The organism is Areca yellow leaf disease phytoplasma, from assembly GCF_041920595.1.
Genome location: NZ_CP169277.1, coordinates 242,419 through 245,226, shown reverse-complemented (window position 1 = coordinate 245,226; position 2,808 = coordinate 242,419). Strand labels below are relative to the sequence as shown.

General features: G+C 33.3%; 1 protein-coding gene and 2 pseudogenes. 2 read left to right on the top strand and 1 reads right to left on the bottom strand.

All coding sequences use genetic code 11. The features are described 5' to 3' along the window. Window positions 1–56: 56 nt before the first annotated feature. Entirely contained in the window at window positions 57–233 is a 177-nt protein-coding gene (locus tag ACEW7V_RS01390) for a hypothetical protein (RefSeq protein ID WP_374695643.1), read from the top strand. Between the two features lie 522 nt (window positions 234–755). On the opposite strand, the pseudogene ACEW7V_RS01385 reads toward ACEW7V_RS01390, so the two are convergent. After that, window positions 756–1,917 (bottom strand): annotated as a pseudogene (locus ACEW7V_RS01385) (preprotein translocase subunit SecA); the annotation flags it as partial. Window positions 1,918–2,001: 84 nt separating this feature from the next. Between ACEW7V_RS01385 and ACEW7V_RS01380 the strand changes: the two are divergent. Beyond that, a pseudogene (locus ACEW7V_RS01380) lies at window positions 2,002–2,808 on the top strand (preprotein translocase subunit SecA); the annotation flags it as partial.

Below are 2,808 nucleotides of genomic sequence, written 5' to 3'. Positions count from 1 at the left end.
ACAGTACTGCTTATTGCTCGATGAAGTAGACTTACTTAATTGATGAGAGAACGCCTTTGTCATTTCTCAAAAGTGTCAAAGAAACCAAGAATTTATACAAAGAAGCTATCAATGTTTTGTCTAGACTTGTAATAGCCATTATCTTATTAACTAGAACTAAAACAATTGAACTTACCGAAGAAGGAACATTAAAGCTGAAAATCTCTTTCAAATTGATAATTTATACAACATAGAATACGCCTTCTGTTCACTTCATTGCCGTGTTTACGATTTACGTTATTTCAGCATTGTTGACAAGATGGACAGGGGGCCCTACTATTGATCAATTTACTTTGCCAGACGTTCTAGCTCTGTCTTCACAAGAGTTGTATTGTTACTATTACTTATCGTAAATTTTTTCCAGCCTTATCAAAAATTGTCAGGCTTTGTTGTATTAAAGAAGATGAATTCTAGAGAGACATTTGCAAATACGGAAGCATCGAGTCTAGAATTTACTAATGTCTCCTATGATAAGATCACGAGCTCGATTTCCATTTCAGATTTCTTAAAAGAAAAATGATCGCTTTAATTGAAGAAATATCTTCGTCACAAAAAAAGACAACCCATTTTTAATTAGACAACTACAGCAGAAGTTTCGAAATTACTTCTAAAAATTAAAATATCTCCATTAACACGAAATGAATAAAAATCAATTTGTTATATAGACTTAAAATGCATACTATTGCCATAATATGGCAAAATGTGAACCGATATCTGCCTAAACGAATATCAGTTCCACGTCCTGCCATATTAGTAGCAATAGTAACTGCATTTTTAAGTCCTGCCTTAGCAATTGTTATGTCTGCTTCTTTAGAGTGGCTTTTGGGCATTTAGAATTTCGTGTTTAATGGAATGTTTTTTTAATTTTTTAGAAATAATTTCAGAAACTTCTACTGTAGTTGTCCCAATTAAAATGGGTTGTCTTTTTTGTGGCGAGAAGTTATTTCTTCAATTAAAGCGTCGTATTTTTCTCTTTAAAGAAACAAAAATAAAATCGGGCTCGTCAATTCTTATCATAGGAACATTAGTAGGAATTTCGATAACTTCCATGTTATAAATGTCTCTAAATTCATCTTCTTCGGTTTTGGCAGTTCCTGTCATACCTGATAATTTTTGATAAAGACGGAAAAAATTTTGATAAGTAATAGTAGCTCCAATGGAAGTTTCTTCTTTAATTAATACTCCTTCTTTGGCTTCTAATGCTTGGTAGAAGACCGTCGCTAAATTGGCGTCCTGGCAAAGCACGTCCAGTAAATTGATCAATAATAATTAGAACTTGTCCATCTTTGTAATCAACTAAGTAATCTTTGTCTTTTGTGCATCGTAAAAGCTGCTTTAAGGGCGTTTTCTTTGACATGGTGGAGCAAAGAGGCGTGTCTTATGTTGTATAAATTATCAATTTGGAAAAAGTTTTCAGCTTTGGCAGGTAATTCCTTCTTCGGTAAGTTCAATTGTTTTAGTTTCTAATTCAATAAGATAATGGCTTCTATTTTTAAGGGTGCGAACAAAACGTTGTGCTTCTTCTTGTATAAATTCTTAGTTTCTTTGACACTTTGGGAAATAATTAAAGGCGTTCTTGCCTCATCAATTAAAATAGAGTCTACTTCATCAACAATAGCATAACTGTAAGGGCGTTTCATTACCAAATTGGAAGCTTCAATTTCCATGTTGTCTCTTAAATAATCAAACCCTAATTCACTGTTATTAGTAGTGTAGAGAATATCACATAAATAGGCTTGTTGTTTTTGTGCGTGGTCTTTGTCTTTGGTATTAGAAGTCCTACTGTCATACCCAAAAAGCGAAAAAAACATCACCGATGCTACCTTCAAATTCTCTTTTAGCTAGGTATTCATTGACTGTAACAATGTGAACAGGGTTACAGTCAATGAATACCTAGCTAAAGGGAATTTGAAGGTAGCATCGGTGATGTTTTTCGCTTTTTGGGTATGACAGTAGGACTTAATACCAGGAACAATACGCACAAAAACAACAAGCTATTTATGTGATATTCTCTACACTACTAACAGTGAATTAGGGTTTGATTATTTAAGAGACAACATGGAAATTGAAGCTTCCAATTTGGTAATGAAACGCCCTTACAGTTATGCTATTGTTGATGAAGTAGACTCTATTTTAATTGATGAGGCAAGAACGCCTTTAATTATTTCCCAAAGTGTCAAAGAAACTAAGAATTTATACAAAGAAGCACAACGTTTTGTTCGCACCCTTAAAAATAGCCATTATCATGAATTAGAAGCTTAAAACAATTGAACTTACCGAAGAAGGAATTGCAAAACTGAAAACTTTTGATGATAATTTATACAACATAGAACACGCCTCTTTGCTCCACCATGTCAAAAACGCCCTTAAAGCAGCTTTTACGATGCACAAAGACAAAGATTACTTAGTTGATTACAAAGATGGACAAGTTCTAATTATTGATCAATTTACTGAACGTGCTTTGCCAGGACGCCAATTTAGCACGACGGTCTTCACCAAGCATTAGAAGCCAAAGAAAAGGAGTATTAATTAAAGAAGAAACTTCCATTGGAGCTATATTACTTATCAAAATTTTTCCGTCTTTATCAAAAATTATCAGGTATGACGAGGAACTGCAAAACCGAAGAAGATGAATTTAGAACATTTATAACATGGAAGTTATCGAAATTCTACTAATGTTCTATGATAAGAATTGACGAGCCCGATTTTTATTTTTGTTTCTTTAAAGAAAATGGAAACGCTTTAATTGAAGCCTTCTCGGTATTACTG